The organism is Gordonia sp. McavH-238-E (assembly GCF_022348225.1).
Taxonomy (GTDB): Bacteria; Actinomycetota; Actinomycetes; order Mycobacteriales; family Mycobacteriaceae; genus Gordonia; species Gordonia terrae.
Genome location: NZ_JAKRFE010000007.1, coordinates 279,918 through 297,523, shown reverse-complemented (window position 1 = coordinate 297,523; position 17,606 = coordinate 279,918). Strand labels below are relative to the sequence as shown.

At 67.9% G+C, this 17,606-nt stretch carries 17 protein-coding genes, 3 tRNA genes and 1 pseudogene; 12 read left to right on the top strand and 9 right to left on the bottom strand.

The features are described 5' to 3' along the window. Nucleotides 1-43 precede the first annotated feature (43 nt). Nucleotides 44-859: a class I SAM-dependent methyltransferase gene (locus MHN80_RS12980; RefSeq protein ID WP_239402094.1), complete on the bottom strand. Its 816-nt coding sequence runs from the start codon at nt 857-859 to the stop codon at nt 44-46. A 263-nt stretch (nt 860-1,122) separates the two neighbouring features. Here MHN80_RS12980 and MHN80_RS12975 point away from each other — a divergent pair. Further along, nucleotides 1,123-1,838 (top strand): annotated as a pseudogene (locus tag MHN80_RS12975) (winged helix-turn-helix transcriptional regulator). A 16-nt stretch (nt 1,839-1,854) separates the two neighbouring features. Here the strand turns inward: MHN80_RS12975 and MHN80_RS12970 are convergent. The 3 genes from MHN80_RS12970 to MHN80_RS12960 form a co-directional block, all read right to left on the bottom strand. Beyond that, nucleotides 1,855-2,655: an ABC transporter permease subunit gene (locus MHN80_RS12970; protein ID WP_004021802.1), complete on the bottom strand. Its 801-nt coding sequence runs from the start codon at nt 2,653-2,655 to the stop codon at nt 1,855-1,857. Next, a complete protein-coding gene (locus MHN80_RS12965; RefSeq protein WP_239402092.1) occupies nt 2,652-3,620 on the bottom strand; it encodes an ABC transporter ATP-binding protein in 969 nt (322 codons plus the stop codon). The genes MHN80_RS12970 and MHN80_RS12965 overlap by 4 nt, the downstream gene beginning before the upstream one ends. Nucleotides 3,621-3,754: 134 nt before the next feature. Further along, the gene (locus MHN80_RS12960; RefSeq protein WP_239402090.1) at nt 3,755-4,843 is read right to left on the bottom strand and encodes a magnesium transporter CorA family protein; all 1,089 of its coding nucleotides are present in this window, start codon (nt 4,841-4,843) and stop codon (nt 3,755-3,757) included. Between the two features lie 151 nt (nt 4,844-4,994). Here MHN80_RS12960 and MHN80_RS12955 point away from each other — a divergent pair, with 151 nt between their 5' ends. Further along, a complete protein-coding gene (locus MHN80_RS12955; protein WP_004021799.1) occupies nt 4,995-6,242 on the top strand; it encodes a hypothetical protein in 1,248 nt (415 codons plus the stop codon). On the opposite strand, the gene MHN80_RS12950 is transcribed toward MHN80_RS12955, so the two are convergent. Further along, nucleotides 6,216-6,725 (bottom strand): thioesterase family protein, encoded by a 510-nt coding sequence (locus MHN80_RS12950; protein WP_239402088.1) that lies wholly within the window; start codon nt 6,723-6,725, stop codon nt 6,216-6,218. The two genes, MHN80_RS12955 and MHN80_RS12950, sit on opposite strands and share 27 nt — an antisense overlap. 189 nt (nt 6,726-6,914) lie before the next feature. Here MHN80_RS12950 and MHN80_RS12945 point away from each other — a divergent pair, with 189 nt between their 5' ends. Continuing rightward, nucleotides 6,915-7,892: an alpha/beta hydrolase family protein gene (locus MHN80_RS12945; RefSeq protein WP_101820662.1), complete on the top strand. Its 978-nt coding sequence runs from the start codon at nt 6,915-6,917 to the stop codon at nt 7,890-7,892. Between the two features lie 34 nt (nt 7,893-7,926). On the opposite strand, the gene hisC is transcribed toward MHN80_RS12945, so the two are convergent. After that, nucleotides 7,927-8,994: a histidinol-phosphate transaminase gene (hisC, locus tag MHN80_RS12940; RefSeq protein ID WP_239402086.1), complete on the bottom strand. Its 1,068-nt coding sequence runs from the start codon at nt 8,992-8,994 to the stop codon at nt 7,927-7,929. A 118-nt stretch (nt 8,995-9,112) separates the two neighbouring features. On the opposite strand from hisC, the gene MHN80_RS12935 reads away from it, so the two are divergent. Together MHN80_RS12935 and MHN80_RS12930 are read left to right on the top strand one after the other, a co-directional pair. Then, nucleotides 9,113-9,205 (top strand) — tRNA-Ser (locus tag MHN80_RS12935). 52 nt (nt 9,206-9,257) lie between these two features. After that, a tRNA-Arg gene (locus MHN80_RS12930) sits at nt 9,258-9,333 on the top strand. 215 nt (nt 9,334-9,548) lie between these two features. On the opposite strand, the gene helR is transcribed toward MHN80_RS12930, so the two are convergent. Beyond that, the gene (helR, locus tag MHN80_RS12925) at nt 9,549-11,726 is read right to left on the bottom strand and encodes an RNA polymerase recycling motor ATPase HelR (RefSeq protein WP_239402084.1); all 2,178 of its coding nucleotides are present in this window, start codon (nt 11,724-11,726) and stop codon (nt 9,549-9,551) included. Nucleotides 11,727-12,258: 532 nt separating this feature from the next. Between helR and MHN80_RS12920 the strand changes: the two genes are divergently transcribed. Beyond that, on the top strand, nt 12,259-13,044 hold the full coding sequence (locus MHN80_RS12920) for a hypothetical protein (RefSeq protein ID WP_239402082.1): 786 nt from the start codon (nt 12,259-12,261) through the stop codon (nt 13,042-13,044). Nucleotides 13,045-13,205: 161 nt separating this feature from the next. After that, nucleotides 13,206-13,760 (top strand): putative glycolipid-binding domain-containing protein, encoded by a 555-nt coding sequence (locus MHN80_RS12915; protein WP_239402192.1) that lies wholly within the window; start codon nt 13,206-13,208, stop codon nt 13,758-13,760. A gap of 18 nt (nt 13,761-13,778) precedes the next feature. On the opposite strand, the gene MHN80_RS12910 is transcribed toward MHN80_RS12915, so the two are convergent. Beyond that, nucleotides 13,779-14,753: a prephenate dehydrogenase gene (locus MHN80_RS12910; RefSeq protein WP_239402080.1), complete on the bottom strand. Its 975-nt coding sequence runs from the start codon at nt 14,751-14,753 to the stop codon at nt 13,779-13,781. A 78-nt stretch (nt 14,754-14,831) separates the two neighbouring features. On the opposite strand from MHN80_RS12910, the gene MHN80_RS12905 reads away from it, so the two are divergent. The 5 genes from MHN80_RS12905 to MHN80_RS12885 all read left to right on the top strand — a co-directional run bounded on the left by MHN80_RS12905 (nt 14,832) and on the right by MHN80_RS12885 (nt 16,862). After that, the gene (locus tag MHN80_RS12905) at nt 14,832-15,374 is read left to right on the top strand and encodes a tRNA adenosine deaminase-associated protein (RefSeq protein WP_239402078.1); all 543 of its coding nucleotides are present in this window, start codon (nt 14,832-14,834) and stop codon (nt 15,372-15,374) included. 19 nt (nt 15,375-15,393) lie between these two features. Continuing rightward, the gene (locus tag MHN80_RS12900; RefSeq protein WP_004021789.1) at nt 15,394-15,858 is read left to right on the top strand and encodes a nucleoside deaminase; all 465 of its coding nucleotides are present in this window, start codon (nt 15,394-15,396) and stop codon (nt 15,856-15,858) included. 122 nt (nt 15,859-15,980) lie between these two features. Then, nucleotides 15,981-16,250: a hypothetical protein gene (locus MHN80_RS12895; protein WP_004021788.1), complete on the top strand. Its 270-nt coding sequence runs from the start codon at nt 15,981-15,983 to the stop codon at nt 16,248-16,250. Between the two features lie 150 nt (nt 16,251-16,400). Beyond that, the gene (locus MHN80_RS12890; RefSeq protein ID WP_004021787.1) at nt 16,401-16,610 is read left to right on the top strand and encodes a CsbD family protein; all 210 of its coding nucleotides are present in this window, start codon (nt 16,401-16,403) and stop codon (nt 16,608-16,610) included. Nucleotides 16,611-16,771: 161 nt separating this feature from the next. Beyond that, a tRNA-Ser gene (locus MHN80_RS12885) sits at nt 16,772-16,862 on the top strand. Between the two features lie 63 nt (nt 16,863-16,925). Here MHN80_RS12885 and MHN80_RS12880 read toward each other — a convergent pair. Further along, nucleotides 16,926-17,606: an MspA family porin gene (locus MHN80_RS12880; RefSeq protein ID WP_239402076.1), complete on the bottom strand. Its 681-nt coding sequence runs from the start codon at nt 17,604-17,606 to the stop codon at nt 16,926-16,928.

Here is a 17,606-nt window from a genome sequence, read left to right as displayed (position 1 = left end):
GCGGTGCCGGCTCAACCAGTGGTGGGGTGGCGGGGGCGCCGGGTCAGGTGACGGTCAGCACAGCTCGGAGGTACTCCCACTCCATCCGTCCGTCGGTGAGGTAGCGGTCGGCGTGGGCGGCGATGGCGGCGTCGAGTTCGGCGACCCGCGCGGGGTCGTCGCCGATGTTGCGGTACGCCATGATCGTCGGTCCATAGTGGGCCTTGAAGAACTCGCGGAACGCCGCGCCGTCGTCGAACTCGCTGATCTCCACGGTCTCGGTGACGAACTCATGGTTGGTGACACCGGAACCGAACAGCGACCGCACGTGGTCGGCGTCGCCCCAGAGCGGACCCGGCTGCGCCCCGGGCGGCGGTGGCGGGGCGTACGGCTTCATGACCGCGAACAGTTCGCCGATGAAACCTGTTGGCGTCCAGTTGATCAGCCCGATCCGTCCGCCGGGTCGTACGATGCGGACGAGCTCGTCGGAACACTTCTGATGGTTCGGCGCGAACATGACCCCGACGCACGACGTCGCGATGTCGAACTCGTTGTCGTCGAACGGGAGATCCTCGGCGTCGGCGGTACGCCAGGTGATCGGCAGGTCGCGGTGCCGGGCTTCGCCCACGGACAGGAGTTCGGGTGTGAGGTCACTGGCGACGACGTGCCCGCCGGCTTCGGCCGCCGGTACGGCCACATTCCCGGCGCCGGCGGCGACGTCGAGGACCTTGTCCCCAGCGGTGACGTGCAGGGCGTCGACGAGGCGTCGGCCCAGCGGTGCGATGAGGTCGGCGACGGCCGGATAGTCGCCGGAGGCCCAGAGCTTGCGATGGCGAGCCTTGATCTCGGCGTCGAACGGGGCGCGTTGCGAAGTGGTCATGATGGAAGGTCCCTCGAGTCGTCGGGTGGCTGTTGTCCGTGACCGGACACAACGAGCATCCGACGAAGCCCGGCCCGCCCTCTAGACCAAGATCTGTACCGGTGGCAGTTCAGTTTCTGTACTGGTCATCAGTCGACGACGGGTGTGTACTGGGTCGAGGAGGTTTCGACACGGCGCCTCGCTTCGCTCGGGGCCGGCTCAACCAGCATGAGACGCGCCTCGCTTCGCTCGGGGCCGGCTCAACCAGCAGCGGGGAGGCTGCGATGACATCGTATGGACAGTTCTGTCCGGTGGCCAAGGCGATGGAGTTGCTCGACGAGCGGTGGACAATTCTCATCGTTCGCGAACTCCTTCTGGGCAGTAGACATTTCAACGAGCTACGACGCGGCGTGCCGAAGATGTCGCCGGCGCTGCTCACCAAACGGCTGCGAAGTCTCGAGCGCGCGGGGGTGATCAACCGCTCGGAGGTCGGCGCCGGGAGCGGAGCGAGCGGGCCGAAAGGTGGCACAGTCGGCGGACGTTCGGTGTACACGCTGACGGCCTGGGGGAGGAGCTCACGACGGTCGTGGAGGCGTTGAGCGCGTGGGGTATCCGCTGGATCGGCGAACTCGGCGACGCCGACCTCGACCCCCATCTGCTCATGTGGGACATGCACCGCACCGTCCCGATCGACCGGTGGCCGCGCCGACGCACCATGGTGCAGTTCGTCTTTCGAGACGTCATCGGCAAGGCGAGTGCCTGGTGGCTGGTCGTCGCCGGCGGTGAGGCGCAGGTGTGCGACTTCGACCCCGGTTACGAACTCGACGCCACCGTGGTGACCGATTTGCGTACCCTCACCGAGATCTGGCGTGGCGACATCGACTGGCGTCTCGCGCTCACGAGCGATCGGGTCGAGATCCACGGTCCCGCGGAGGTGGCTCGGGACGTGCCGTCGTGGATCGGTCAGAGCCTCACCTCGGCGATTCCGCGACCGGCCTGAGCACGGCTGACCTGGTTCAGGCGATGTCGCGACGGAACGTCGTGTACCGACCGATGACCGCGAACGCGGCGATGTAGGCGAGCATCACGAGCGCGCCGGCCCACTGCGGGAGCAGGTCGTCGCTCCCGCCGCCCATCGTCGCGAAGAAACTCGATCCGACAAGGGCGTCGGCGGCCGACCCGGGCAGGAACTTCGACACCGAGGACGTGACGTCGAACGTCGCGAGTGCGATGCGCGCGATGGGTTCGACGAGCTGGGTGAAGGCCAGCAGGATCACGATCGCGGCGACCTGGTTGGACACCACCGCGCCGAACGCGACGCCCATCGCCGTCCACAGCACCATCACCAGCATCGAGAGACCGATCACCTCGAGGGTGGAGCTGTCGCCGAGGAACGCGCCGTCCCCGACCGTGGCGAGGATCGGTGCTGCCGTCGCGACGACCGCCAGCGTGCCCAGGACGCCGTAGAGCAGGCCCATCGGGATACCCGCGATCAGCTTCGCCACCAACAGGACTCCGCGTCGGGGCTCGACGAGCAGGCTCGCGGTGATGGTCTTGTGCCGGAATTCTCCGGTCACCGCGAGGCTGCCGATCACGAGGGCGAACACATAGCCGATCGGGCTGGTGAGCGCGTAGATCGAGCGGGCCAGGTCGGCGCCGACGAGGGTCGTCGGTTGCTGCATCGCATTCTCGGTGGTCATCGAGAAGGCCAGCGCCGCACCGATGAAGCCGAGGTATACGACCATCGCGACGAGCAGTACCCACCACATCCTGGTGGAGGTGAACTTGCGGTACTCGGCGATCAGCGCGGCCCTCATCGGACAGCCTCCGGCGACGTCGGGCCAGCGGCCGGGGGACCGGGTGGACCGCTCGGGAAATGACTCGTCGGTGCGTCCGACGACCTCGTGAGGTTCAGGAAGACCGCCTCGAGGTCGGCGCCGACGTCGGCGAGCTGGTGGAGTTCGATGCCCGCGGCGAAGGCCGCCGTACCGACCGTGGCAGCGCTCACGCCGGGAATCCGGAAACCGTCGTGGGTGTCCTCGACCTGCCAGCCGCGCTCACCCGCGAGCGCGACGAACGACGCCCGCGACGGGGTCCGCACGACGACCGCGTGCTCGGCCAGCGCCTCGAAGTCGGCGAGCGTCGACGCCCGGACCAGCTTGCCGTTACCGATCACCACGACGTCGTCGACGGTGCTCCGCACCTCGGCGAGCACGTGGCTGGAGACGAGAACCGTCCGTCCCTCGTGGGCCAGTGAACGTAGCAGTCCGCGCAGCCACACGATCCCCTGCGGATCGAGTCCGTTCGCCGGCTCGTCGAGTAGGATGATCTGCGGGTCGCCGAGCAACGCGGTGGCCAGGCCGAGGCGCTGCCGCATGCCCATCGAGTAACCGCCGACGCGGCGGTCCGCGGCCTGGGCGAGTCCGACGAAGTCGAGCACTTCCCGGCATCGTGACGTCGTGACGCCGACCTGTGGAGCGAGTGCTTTGAGGTGCCCGAGTCCGGTGCGCCCGGGGTGGAAGCTCGACGCCTCCAGTGCCGCGCCGACGTGCTGGGCGGGTTGCGGGATCTGCCGGAACGGACGGTCGCCGATCAGCGCCCGGCCGGTGGTCGGTTCGACCAGGCCCAGGAGCATCCGCAGGGTCGTGGTCTTGCCCGAACCGTTCGGTCCGAGAAACCCGGTGACGCGACCGGGCGCAACGGTGAACGAGAGGTCGTCGACCGCGGTCAGGCTGCCGAACCGCTTGGTGAGACCGTCGATCGTGATCGCGGGTGACTCCATCGGTGCCTTCCGTTGGTGGGTTGGCCACTTACGCTATCAAACGCGCTCGTAATCAACCGGATTCGCGAGAATTCACCGAAAGAGCCGGGAGCTGGCGCGCAAACTGTTGCGGCGCAGTCCAATCGGAGTTCAGCTCACAGCCAGTCGCGTTTACGGAACGAGAGGTAGAGGCCGACGACCACCACGACGATGAGCGTCGTGCTGGTGATGAAGCCGAGTAGTCGCTCGAAACCGGGGAACGGCACATTCTGTCCGTAGAAGCCGGTGATGGCGGTCGGCACGGCGATGATCGCGGCCCACGCGGTCAGCTTCTTCATGACCGTGTTGAGGCGCGCGTCGGCGAGGGTCAGGTTGGTCTCGAAAACAGTGGTGATCATGTCGCGCAACGACTCCGTCCACTCCGATGCGCGCAGCGCGTGGTCGTAGAGATCGGAGAAATGCGGATCGAGTTCGGGCGGTGCGTGGTTGTCGAACCGTCGTCGCTGGATGCCGGCGATCACCTCACGCATCGGCAGGACCACCCGCCGTAGGACGACGAGGTCCTTGCGCAGGTCGTAGGTTCTGCGTTGCAGCTCGCGCCCCGGGATGCGCTCGTCGAAGAGCAACGCCTCGAGATCTTCGATCTCGTCGTCGAGGCGCTGCACGGCGTCGAAATGTCCGTCGACGACGACGTCGAGCAAGCCGTGCACGAGCGCGCCGATCCCGTATTGCATGGCCCCGCTGTCCGACCACCGCCGCATGACCTCGTCGATGTCGAGCGCCGGGGTCGGTCGCACGGTGATCAGTGCGTTGCGTTTGACGAAGACGGAAATGCGGTGCAGGTCGAACATTCGCGCCCGTCCGTTCGCAGAGGCGCGGAAATCGGTCGCCGCGGAGCCGTCATCGTCATCGTCCCGGTCCTCGGACGGTGCGTCTCCGTTGTGCAGCGACACCGCGTAGACCATCACGAAGGTGTGCCCGGTGTACGTGACGGTCTTGACCCGCTCGGCCGCCGCGACGGTGTCCTCGATCGCGAACGGGTCGAGTTCGAGTTCGTCGGCGAGCCGGGACAGCGTCTCGTGGGTGGGACATTCCAGATCCGCCCAGATCAGCTTCTCGGGATCCTCCAGGCAGTGGGAGATCTCGCCGAGGTCGAAGCCGTCCACCGGGTCACCGTTCCGCCAGATCTGACCGCGGATGCGTTCGACGCCGCGAGGTTCCGACACATCCGAGGGCACTGTCATGCGGCCATCGTGACACCGTCGGACGTTTTCCGGCGGTTCGACAGGCAGTGGCGACGTCGGTCACGCCGGGTGGTCGTCGTCCGCGGGTAGCATCGAAATCGGTGCCTGCGACGGGAACGGACACCGAATCTCCAGGTAAGGCGGCGACGACATGGTCGACAGCAGTTCCCGCGGACATCGGTTGATGCCCGCGCGCACGAGCGAACAGATCCGCGAGTGGTGCGATCGTTCCGCGGTGCCGGGCGAGCGGCGCGAACTGTCCGACACCGCGGCGCTGCTCATCGCGTCCGGATATCTCACCCCGGGTGGGCGGGCGATCGTGGTGCGCCGGATCTCCACCGGCCGGCCGATGCCGTCGATGTCCGCGGGCTTCGGCGACCTCCGACGCATGCAGCGCGCGATCGTCCAGATCGAACACCAGTTGTCGAGTCCGGTGGTGCCCGGCGTGGTCGGTGCCGTGATGCGCAACCGGCTCAACGGTCTGCAGCGCCGCCGCGAGGACGCCCGCAAGCAGATCGTCGCAGCCAAGGGTGTGTTCGCGTCGGGAACCAGGGCGATACGGCGGGAGCGGCGCGAGAACGTCTATCTCGAGATCGAGGAACGGGACCGGCTCTTCGCCGGCCTGCTGTGCACGCCGACCCCCAACGTCAACACGTCGAGCTATGTCCGTCGCGCCGGAACCGCGGCGTTCGACCGGATCGCCGGCGTGGTCGGGCAGGTGGCCGCGAAGTCGGGCAACTCGCAGGCGGGGCAGTGGGCCGACCAGTTCCTGTCCGGCGTGCGCGAGGCGCCGGGCGGTGCCGCGCAGGCCGGTGCGCCTCGCGCCGCGACCTTCGTGGACGGTTACGAGACGCTCTTGTTCATCACCGGCCACTACTACGACCGCATCCTCGGCAACCCTGCGTGGCGTTCCGACCACTTCGAGGTCCAGCGCACCCAGGTGAACCTGCATGCCGAGGTCGCCGAGATCGCCGCCGACGTCATCGCACTGCGAGCTGTCCGCATCGACCTCGATCGGGCCAAGCGCAACGGCGGCTTCGACCGCACCTTCGCCGCGCAGATCGATCAGCGTGAGACGACGCTGCGACCGGTGTGGACCGAGCTCATCGACCGCGTCCAGGCGCTCGGCGAGGTCGCGCACGTCGTCGAGTCCGCGGCCGTCGAGTTACAGGTCCTCGCCGAGTACAACAAGGCGGCCACGCTGGATGATCGCATCGACGCGCTGATCGCGAGATCAGGTGACCGGGAGATCTCCGTCGACAACGCCAAGCGACTCACCGAGCAGGTCCGCAGCGGCGAAGAGCAACTGCGGATCTATCGAGATGTGTTGCAGGGCAACATCGCGCGGATCTCGCCGGCGGTGCCTCGCGAGCTACCCGCCCGTTACGAGCCCTCGTGACCACGCGCTGAGGTAGTCCTTCTCGGCGGGGGTGAGCCTTCGCAGGGTGTGCTTCTCGATGTCGACGACTGCCATCTGCGTACTCGCCACACATGCCGGACGACTGTCGGCTTCGGCGCCGGCGCTGCGGATCTCGTAGCCGATGGTGAAGTCCACTGAACGAAAGCCCCTGATCCACATCCCGATTCGCAGTGGCGAGTCGTCGTGGCGCAGCTGTGCCTGGTATCGGATGTCGACGTGCACGATCATCGCGCTGGTGATCAGCGGGGCGTGGTCCTCGCCGGCGCTCAACAGCCACGCGATGCGCGCCTCCTCCATGAGCGTGACCATCCGCGCGTGGTTGATGTGACCGAACGCGTCCATGTCCGACCATCGCACCCCGACGTCGGCGACGTACGCGAAGTCGTGTCGTCCGAGCCTCTCGGTCGACGGTGCGTCGTCTGGCTGGGGAGGCTGGGGGTGAACAGCAGGTGAACTGGGCATCGTCGACTTTCCTCGGCGGTCCCGGTGACCGTGAGACGCCGTGGTCACGGCCTTCCACTCCGCTGGACGCCGGGTAGTCTGTGAGTCTAGATGTCCGCGCCGCGCCGATCCGACCGGCGCGGACGCGTACGTGGTGACACGACGGGTCCGAGTGCGCTCGGGGGGACTGTCGGCGAGGGAGTTGGCTGGATGTCGAGGCGATTGATCGCAGGTCTGGTGTGCCTGATGGTGGGGATTCTGTCGACCCCCGCCATTGCCGACGCGGCTCCCAAACAGGTGGCGCGGATCGCCAAGTCCGAGAAACTGAGCGCTCTGCGCACCGACATCTGGGTGTTCTCGCCGGCGATGAACGAGCGGATCAAGCTCTCGGTGCTCACGCCGGTCGGCGGTTCGGCGCCGCGCTCGACGGTCTACATGCTCGACGGCGCGGGTGCCGAGGGCGAGGTCAGCGACTGGATCACCAAGGGTCGGGCCGGGCGCTTCTTCGCGGACAAGAACGTGAACGTCGTGCTGCCCACGGGCGGCAAGGGCACCTTCTACACCGACTGGCAGAAGAAGGACGCGGCGCTCGGGAAGCCGATGTGGGAGACCTTCCTGACCAAGGAGCTGCCCCCGCTGATCGACGAACGGTTCGACGGGAACGGCCGCAACGCCGTCATCGGGCTGTCGATGGGCGGACAGGCCGCATTCTCGCTGGCCATCCGTCATCCCGAGATGTACACCGGGGTGGCCTCGCTCAGCGGTTGTCCGCCGGTGTCCGGTCCGGTCAACGAGGCGTATGTCCGGGGGACCGTCGGCCGCGACGGCGGCGACGCCACCAACATGTGGGGCCCGTTCGGTTCCGCGGGCTGGCGCGCGCACGATCCGAGCCTGCATCTGGACCGCTTGCGGGGAAAGAACATCTTCATCTCCGCCGGGTCGGGTGCCGTCGGTCCCCTCGACCTCCAGCGACAGATCGATCCGGAAGAGGGGCCGCGCGAGGTCGTGACCGCGTCGTCGTCGGCGCTCGAACTGGGTGCATACCGGTGCTCGCTGGAATTCGCCATCACGCTGCGCGCGGCGGGGGTGCGCTACACGGACGGGTTCCGGCTCATCGGGACCCACACGTGGGCGTACTGGGAGCGCGATCTCGAGGTCCTCTGGCCGACGATCGGCCGCGGGCTGTAGTCGGCCGCGGGCTCGCGATCGCGACGGCAGATCGTCAGGACCGCGGGCCCTCCCAGTTCTCGGCGAACCGTAGGAACACGTCGTCCTCGGTGGCGTTGGTGACGGTCACGCGGACGCCGTCACCGTCGAACGGGCGGACCACCACACCGGCGTCGACGCAGGCGCGCGCGAATTCCATCGACGCCGCCCCCAGCTCGAGCCACACGAAGTTGGCCTGTGAGTCCGGCACCCGGTATCCGGCGTCGCGCAGTCGAGCGGTGACGCGGGCACGTTCGGCGACGACCGCGTCGGTGCGGGCCAGCAGCTGCTCGCCGGCGTCCAGGCTGGCGAGCGCTGCGGCTTGCGCCACGCTGCTGACCGAGAACGGGATGTGGACCTTTCCGAGGGCTGTGATGACCTCCGGGTCGCCGATCGCGTACCCGACCCGCAACCCGGCCAGTCCGTACGCCTTCGAGAAGGTCCGCAGCACCACCAGGTTGGGGAACTCACGGCGGAGCTCGAGTGCGTCGTACGCCTGATTCGACGGCAGGCGCAGGTACTCGAAGTACGCCTCGTCGAGGGCGACGACGATGTCCGACGGTACGTTGTTCAGGAACTCACGGAGATCGGCTGCCTCGACGACGGTGCCGGTCGGGTTGTTCGGGTTGCACACGAAGATGAGCCGCGTGCGGTCGGTGACCGCGTCGGCCATCGCGCGCAGGTCGTACGTCAGGTCTCCGGTGAGCGGGACCTGCACCGGTGTCGCGCCCGCGACGCGGGTCGCGAGGGGATAGGTCTCGAACGACCGCCACCCGAAGACGACCTCGTCGCCCGGTCCGCTCGTGATGAGGATCAGGTTCTGGCAGAGGATGACCGATCCGCAGCCGACCTGGACCTCGTCTTCGGTGACACCGAGACCCTTGGCCAGCGCCGCGGTCAGCTCGACCATCCCGTTGTCGGGGTAGCGGTTCACGGCTGCGGCCGCAACGCCGATGGCGTCGATGACGCTCGGCAGCGGACCTTCGGTGACCTCGTTGCTCGCGAGTTTCACCGCTCCCGGAAACGTCTTGCCCGGCACGTACACGGGAAGGTCGTCCAGGTCGGGGCGGATTCGCAAGCTCACCCGACCAATGTAGGCCGCTACCCCGGAGACGCAGAAACCGGCTCTGACCAACCGGTTTGCTTGTGGACGCGAAGGGTGTGTAACCTTTCGACTCGGCAGTTCGAAAGGACTCCGCCAGGGAGGCGTGCCAGAGCGGCCGAATGGGACTCACTGCTAATGAGTTGTTCCGCTTAAAACGGAACCGGAGGTTCAAATCCTCTCGCCTCCGCCACCGCAGTCGGCCGACGGCGGTACAACTGAAGAGCTGTACAACTGAATATCACGCGCCCGTAGCTCAACGGATAGAGCATCTGACTACGGATCAGAAGGTTTGGGGTTCGAATCCCTACGGGCGCACCACAGAGGCCCGTCACCGATCCCGGTGGCGGGCCTCTTCTGTGTGCGCCGGAACCCTGGGTGGGTGGACGAGGTGCCGGGGCACACGCTCTGGGGCACGGCGGTTATCGGGAGGCCGCCGATGAGCTCGCGGATGATCCGTCGTGGTGCCATCCATCCTCGCCGGGGATCACGGCGTCGACACGAGTACGGCACTACCCCAATCGGCGAGGGGGTGGCTACCCGCGCAGGATCACCAGCTGCTGGGTCGCCCGGGTCATCGACACGTAGCGGTCGACCGCACCCTCGATGCCCGCGCCGAAGGAGTCGGGGTCGACGAGCACGACGAGATCGAACTCGAGTCCCTTGGCGAGGGTCGGGGTGAGTGACCGCACGCGGTCGGTCCCGGCGAACCCCGGTTCGCCGATCACGCAGGCGATCCCGTCTCGATGCGTCGACGTCCACTCGTCGACCACGGCGTCGAGGTCCGCGCGGTCGCCGTACGTGACCGGAATGTCCGCCCGCCGAACAGAAGTCGGCACATTCGCGTCGGGGAGAACCGCGCGGATGACGGGTGCAGCCGCGTCCATGATCTCCTCGGGGGTTCGGTAGTTGATCGTGAGTCCCGCCGCTGTGACGTCGCTCAACCCGACCCGCTCGAGTCGCTCGGCCCAGGACTCGCCGAATCCTCGGCGGGCCTGTGCGCGGTCGCCGACGACGGTGAAGCTCTTCGACGGGCAACGATCGATCAGCATCTGCCACTGGGCGTCGGTCAGTTCCTGGGCCTCGTCGACGACGATGTGCGCGAACGGCCCGGCCAGCAGGCCGGTGGTCTCACCGTCGAGGTCGTCCCCGAGGTTGTGGCGCAGGTTCTCGTGTCGCAGCATCGCCATCAACCCCTCGCCGTCGTCGTGGACCTCGGCGGCGATCAGGTCGTCGACCACCTGGTCGATCTTCTCGCGCTCCGCCTCCCGGTCGGAGCGCTGCCTACGACGACGGGCCGACGCCGCCGGGTCGCCGATCCGGCGGTGGGCGCGGTCGAGGATCGGCAGGTCGGCCTCGGTCCAGGCGTCCGGGGTGCTGCGCTGGAGTGCGCGGACCTCGTAGGGTGACAGCCACGGCGCGCACATGCGGAGGAAGGCCGGCACCGACCACAGGTCACCGACGATCTCCGTGGCGTCGAGCACCGGCCACGCTCGCGAGAAGGCCGTCACGAGTTCGTCGTTCGCCGCCAGTGCACGACGCAGCGCGTGGTGCGGCACGTCGTCGTCGTGTCGCGACGCGATGATCGACATCAGCTCCTCCCAGGCCTCGTCGCGGGCATCGTTGTGCGCCGTGCCGCGTTCCGGAACGTCGAAGGCCTCCGCCCAGTCGGTCGGGGTCAGAGTTGTCTCCGCCCAGGGCGTTTCGACGACAAAGGGTGCTGTGGGTGGTTGTTCGTAGAATCGGACCGCCGGTTCGACGGCCTCGACCATGCGAGCCGACGACTTCAACCCTGCGACGTCGGCGTCGGCTTCGGTTGTCGCCGAATCGCCTTCGGCAACCAGATCGGCGAGAGTGCATGTCTGGACACTCTCCTCGCCGAGGCTCGGCAACACATCGGCGACATACGAGAGGTAGGGCCGGTGGGGCCCGACGACCAGCAGCCCGCCCCGATTGCCGGCGAGGCGCGGATCGGCGTAGACGAGGTAGGCGGCACGATGCAGCGCGACGACGGTCTTGCCTGTCCCGGGCCCGCCGTCGACGACGAGGGCGCCGTGCGATCCGGCGCGGATGATCGCGTCCTGATCGGTGGCGATGGTGCCCAGGACATCCCGCATGCGCGGAGAACGACTGGCACCGAGGTCGGCGAGGAAGGCGGACTGGTCGTCGAGTGCCGCGTGTGAGGCGAGCACCGCCGGGTCGTCGACGAAGACCTCGTCCCAGTAGTCGGTGATCCGACCGTGTGTCCAGCGGTAGCGGCGTCTGCTCCGCAGCCCCATCGGGTCACGCCGGGTGGCGGCGAAGAACGGCGCGGCCAGCGGCGTGCGCCAGTCGACGAGCAGGGTGTCGCCGGTGGGATCGGTCAGACCGAGTCGACCGATGTACAGGATCTCCCCGTCGTCGCGGACCAGACGGCCCAGGCAGAGGTCGAGGCCGAATCGGCGCAGAGATCGAATGTGCGCTCCGAGCTGGTGGATCTCCATGTCGCGGTCGACCGCCCGGCGGCCCTTGCCGCCGGCTTCGCGCCGCAGTCCCTGCAAGCGTTCGTCGGCGTCGGCCAGCGTGCGGCGCAGATTCGTGGTGATCGAGGTGAAGTGTCGAGCGTCGTCGGCGATGAGGGCGGGATCGTTCTTCGGGGAAAGGCGGTGAGGGAGGTCGAACACCGCGGTGGTCGTCGAAGTCGCGTCGGAGGGGGCGTCGGGGGCTGAGGTCACAGAGAGGGGCTCCGAATCGGCAGGCGGCAGGGTGGTCTCGGCAGGTGAGACAGCGATTCTGCACCGCATGGGGGGCCTTGCGGCAAGCCCCTGTCCAGGGCTTATGGTGAAAGGGGAAGAGTGATCGTCGGGCGCGCGGGTGAAACGGACCCCGGTTTCATGTGATCCGATGACCCATCAGCTGTTGCGGGCCGCGATGGTGTATGTGAAAGTACTTTCAGTTCACTACGGTGAACTCCTATCGGTGGGGCCTGTCAGGGGGCTGCCGCCCCCGAGCGCACGGGGGCGGGGCGGCAGCGCGGCCACAGCCTTCATTTCCCGGTCTCCCGGGTCGCGACTCATTCGACCGACTGGTTCGCTTCTCTGCACCGCATCGACGTGACCTGCGGCTTTCCGATCGTCGGCGTGAGCACCAGACCTCGCGCCGTAAGGTCGGAGGTGGAATGACACGCGGCGTCGCCCCGGTCCGCCGGTTCGGAGCGGGTGCTTCGACGCGTCGACGACGACGCAGGATCTCGACCGGAGGCCGACGATGGGACAGCCGTACGGGGAGCCGAACCACGGCGCCCGTGACCCGCGGCACCGCGGCGAGGCCGGCGGCCTGCCCGCCGGGTCGCCACGCGACCTCTACGGCCGGCCCGGCGCGCCACAGCTCTATCCCCCGCTCGGGTACGCCTCCGACGGCACCCCGATGTTCCGTCCCGGCCAGCCGACGAACACCGAACTGAACCTGGCCGAGCGCGCGGAGCGCGCAGAGGCGGAGCGCACCGCGACCGCCGAGCGCGAGGCCGACAGCTCAGCCGGTGAGTCCCGTTCGCGCATTCTCGACGTGCCCACCGCGACACTGATTCTGACGCTCGGGGTGGTGGTGCTGCTCGTGGTGGCCTTCGTCGGTTTCCTCGGTCTGCGCAACGGGTCGTCGGACGAACCGGTCGCGGACTCGCCGCTCATCACCGACACGATGCCGATCCCGCGCACTTTCGAACCGCCCAGCCTCACCCCGCCCGAACCGGGACAACAGCTTCCGGGCCAGCCCGGTGAGCGAATCGACCCGCAGAACAAGCCGGTGACCTACGAGGCGACCATCGACGGGCAGGCCACCATCCTGTACGTCGACGACGCCGGCCTGCGCTCCGAATTCGCCCCGACGAATCCGTGGACGGTTCGCTTCACCGGCGGGATCAACCCGCTGCGTCTGTTGGTGATCGCGGGGACGGGTAGCTCGGTGAGCTGTTCGATCACTGTCGACGGCGAGAAGGTGGTGGAGGACACGGTGACGCCGTCGTCGACGCGCCGAACCGCGTCCTGCATCGCTTAGGTGTTCACGTCCCCGTCACCGCGAATACCGCGTGTCGGTGGGATGACCTGCTCGTCCGATGTGTGATCGGGGCCGTGGCTCGCTACCGTGGTCTCGTGAGTTCTCCGCAGACAGCCCCTGACAGCGGTCAGTCCTCCGCCTCCACCGACGAGTTCAAGACGATGCTCACGTGGCGAGGCGAGGACACCGATCGACTCGAACAGGTCCGCCTGGTCGTGTCCGGCACGCGCCTCAAGGCATACGGACGGATCATCGCCGCGGCGACCGCCGACCACGAGGCGTTCTCCGCGTCGTACGAGCTGCAGACCACCGATGCCGGTGTGGTCAAGCGGCTGACCGTGCACCTGGTGCGCGCCGACGGCGAGACGCAGTTCGGCATCACCCGCGACGACGAGGGCACGTGGCTGATCCGTCGCCCCGACGGCGAGACCACCCGCTCGGACTTCGGCGGCGCGCAGGACGTCGAGCTTGCCCTGTCGCCCATGTTCAATTCCCTGCCGATCCGTCGCGGCGATGTGTCGGCCTCGTCGACCGAGGCCGCCGAGGTCCCCGTCGCCTACATGTACCTGCCGAGTGGTGAGGTGAAGCCGGCGACGATGTCGTACACCGCGGTTCAGGGCGGTTTCGAGGTGGACTCGCCGCTCGCGACGACCACGATCACCGTCGACGACAACGGTTTCGTCCTCGACTACCCGGGTCTCGCGCGCCGGGTCTGAGGGCGGTCGGTCCCGACCTCAGCCCACCCACACCCGGCCCTGGTGGGCCTGACGACGCAGTTCTTGCTGCCAGCCGTCGTCGCCGACGGTCACCCCGCTGATGACCTCAGCGGTTCCGGAGTGCAACTGCTCGTAGGCCGACCGGGCGCGGTGCCCGTCGTCGACGAGCACTTCGACGGTGCCGTGGTCGCGGAGTTCGTCGCGCGCTGCGATGAGACGGTCGATGGTCTCACTGAGGACGTTGAGCACCGCGATGCCGTTGGCCTCGATCATCGCGCGTTGCAGGGTCGGTGCCGTGCCGGCGACCCGGGTTCCGTCGCGGAAGCTGCCCGCCGCCAGCCGCAGGGCGAGATCGCTCTCCCCGGCTCCGACGGCGGCGGTGGCCGCTGCGGTCAGATGCGGCAGGTGAGAGATCGCGGCGACCGCCCGGTCGTGCGCGTCCGGAGCCACCGGCACCACACGTGAGCCGACGGCCACAGCCAGCGAGGCCACCGTCAGCCAGTCGTCCGACGCCGTGTCGTCGGTGGTGGTGACCGCCCACATGGCCCCGTCGAAGAGGGCGGCGTCGGTCGCTGCCCAGCTCGACGAACTGGTCCCCGCCATCGGATGGCCGCCCACGTACCGGCCACCGGGGTGGAGGTGGGCGAGCACGCGCGCGACTTCCTGCTTGACGCTGATGACGTCGGTGACCAGGACGCCGGGGGCGTGTTCGGCGACAGCGGTCACCAGCGGCTCGATGGTCGTCACCGGCGTCGCCAGCACGACCAGCGCGTCCGACGACGCCGCGCGCTGAAGTGTCGCAACGAGATCCGCAGACGCGTCATAGCCGTCGCCGGTGGCGGCGTCGACCGTCGCGGTGGACCGGTTGTAGCCGAATGCGTCGTGTCCGGCGTCGTGCAGGGCCCGCAGCAGTGACCCGCCGATCAGCCCGAGACCGAGCACGCACACCGGTCGGGGGAGGACGGGAGCGGGGGACGACGGCGCGGCAGTCACCCTGACACGTTCCCATACCGGTCACGCACGGTGAACCGGGACTTGGGAGTACCGGTGATAGGGGCTACGGTTTGCTGCATGGCCGGTGCCGGATTTGGGAAGTCGGGGTCGAACGCGCAGGACGTGGACGACGACATCGACGGTTTCGCCGTGGCGGTCGTCCGCGACGAGAGTGGCTGGAAGGTCACCGCGATGAAACCGTCGGCGCTCTCCGACCTCGAGGACGCCGAAACCCAGTTGCGTGAGCTGCGTTCCGCGGGCGCGGTGTTCGGGCTGCTGGATGTCGACGACGAGTTCTTCATCATCGTGCGGCCGTCCCCGACGGGAGCGCGTCTGCTGATCTCCGACGCGACCGCCTCCGTGGACTATGACATCGCGGTCGACGCGCTGGACACGCTGAACGTCGAGGTGCCCGACATCGATCCGGACGAGCTCGACCAGATCGATCCGTGGGAGGAAGGGGATCTCGGGTTGCTCGCCGATCTGGGACTGCCCGACGCGGTGATGAGCATCATCGTCGGCGACACCGATCTCTACGCCGACGAACAGCTCGGCATGATCGCGGCACGGCTCGGCTTCGCCGACGAGCTGGGCAAGGTCCTCGACTCCCTCGGCCACTGAGTCGGCGCGAACTCGTGCGATGAGTGCGCCCGCCTGGGAGGCCATGGTCCGTGCGGCGCTCGACGCGGCAGCACTCTCGGGGACCGACGACGTTCCCATCGGCGCGGTCGTGTTCGACCCGGAAGGCATCGAACTGGCTCGCGCCGCCAACCGCCGCGAGGCCGATGGCGATCCGACGGCACACGCCGAGGTGCTCGCACTGCGTGCGGCGGCGCGGGCGTTCGGCGACGGCTGGCGCCTGCCCGGATGCACGATCGCGGTGACCGTCGAACCCTGCACCATGTGCGCGGGCGCGATCACGCTGTCCCGGGTCGACGCCGTCGTGTTCGGAGCATGGGAGCCCAAGACGGGCGCGGTCGGTTCGCTGTGGGACGTCGTGCGCGACCCGCGGCTGTCGCATCGGCCCCAGGTGAAGGGTGGCGTGCTCGAACCCGAGTGCCGCGCCCTCATGGTCGACTTCTTCGCCACCCGACGACATCCGTGACCGCGGCGTCTCGGGGTCGCGAGACATCAAGATCGGTGAGATCTCAGGGTCCCGTCCGGTGGTCGTGGCCGCTCGGTCCTGGCAGATTGGACTGCAGTACCCCCGACCCGCGAGGAGTAGTCATGACCGATCCGTCCGACAAGGTGACCGCGGCCTTCGACACCGCGAAGGCGAAGATCAACGAACTCGCCGAGAGCGGCAAGGTCCAGGAGGCGCTGGGTACCGCCCGCGACAAGATCGACGAGTTCGTCGAGAGCAAGCAGGTGCAGGACGCCCTGGGCACCGCGAAGGACAAGCTCAACGACCTCGCCGAGAACGAGAAGGTCCAGGAGGCGTTCACCACCGCCAAGGACAAGCTCAACGAGGTGTCGCAGAAGTTCAACAACCGCTGACCTGGGGTTCTGCAGACCATCGTGGTCCTGTGGCACGGTGGAAGCAGGAGTCAGCTCCTGAGCGGCGGCGTTGGCGTCGAGCCGTGGCGCGACGAACGTCGTCGAGTTCTTCCACTCGGCCGATGGGCCGAACCCTATTGAGGAGGCTTCATGGGAACCACTGACGACGCACAGAACAAGGCCGAAGAGCTGAAGGGTCGCGGCAAGGAAGCTGCCGGCAGCCTCACCGACAACCAGGACCTCAAGAACGAGGGCAAAGGTGACCAGGCGCAGGCCCAGGGCAAGCAGAAGATCACCGATGCCGCTGACGCCGTCAAGGGCAAGATCGACGACGTCAAGGACAAGCTGACCGGCCACTAGGCCCCCTGCTCCATCAGGTGCGAGGAGCGCGACGTATCCCCTGCTCCCTGAGGTGCGAGGAGCGATAGCGACGAGCCTCGAAGGGCAGGTGACGTGCGCTGACACCCACGCCTGACCAGCCGATTTAAGTCTGACCGCCCCTCTGCGGTACAGTCTTCGGCGGTGGCGTGTCCGAGCGGCCGAAGGTGCAGCACTCGAAATGCTGTGTGCGGTAACCCCGTACCGAGGGTTCAAATCCCTCCGCCACCGCCAGAAATGGCCCCCCACTCGCAAGGGTGGGGGGCCATTTCGATGTTCTGGCCGCGGTTCCGCGGATCAGCCCATGCTGAACGGCTTGCCGTACACGGCGATCGATTGCGACACGTTGTCGGTCGTGATGCTCACCTTGGCGTATGAGCGGGCCTGTGCGTAGCCGGCACAGCCGTTCACCATCATCGTCTCGTTGGTGTACGCCAGGGTGCCCTTGCCGCCGGCGAAGCTGATCGACGACGAGTGTCCGGCTGCACCGAACGCGTCCTTGTATTCACGGTCGTTGATGACGTAGTTGACCGCCTGGCCGGGGCCGATGGTCACGCCGGCGCCGGTCTCGGCCGTCGTGGTCGTGCTCTGGAGGTCGAAGTCGGGTGCGGTCGCGCCGGCCCGGCTGTTCGAGTTGCCGCCGAGGGTGAGCTGGCAACCGACGATGTAACCCGCGCCGACGCCGATCTTCGCCGCCTTGTCGGAGGTGGTCACCACGTACTTGCCGGAGACCCATGCATTGCGATGCAGGGGCGTACCGCCCATGGAGGGGTTGATCCGCGCGGATTCGTTGCTGCGCGTGATGGTCACCGTCGTACCGTCTTTCAACTTCTTCGTGACGGACTGTCCGGGGAGTTGGACGGCGGTGTCGGCCTGCGCGGGTGCGGCGGTCAGCGCGGGCACCAGTGCCGCGCAGGCGATTGCGGTTGTGGCCGCGATGATCCGGGTGCGCGCGGCGGGGCGCTGGGGGACGGTCAT